We start from the raw sequence: 253 nt of genomic DNA on the forward strand, positions 1-253 counted from the left end.
CTCAATCTGGCGCAGCTTCAGCACCACCTGCTCCGCACCCGTCTTCTGACCTCGCTTCATGTCCAGCTCCTTCAGTCCTGACTGATCCTCTCAATCAGCCCGGTCCAAAGCCAGCCGGTCAGGTCACATCATCGCCTTGGCGTCCGAGTACGGACGCTACGGCTACCGCCGCGTCACCGCATTGCTGCAGGCAGCGGGCTGGCAGGTGGGGAAAGACCGGGTTCAGCGGATCTGGCGTCGTGAGGGGCTCAAG

The 253-nt window shown here is 63.2% G+C and carries 1 pseudogene; it reads left to right on the top strand.

From position 1 onward, the window contains the following. Positions 1-127 precede the first annotated feature (127 nt). A pseudogene (locus FPV16_RS26010) lies at positions 128-253 on the top strand (IS3 family transposase); the annotation flags it as partial.

This window comes from Methylobacterium sp. W2, assembly GCF_020662345.1.
GTDB lineage: Bacteria > Pseudomonadota > Alphaproteobacteria > Rhizobiales > Beijerinckiaceae > Methylobacterium.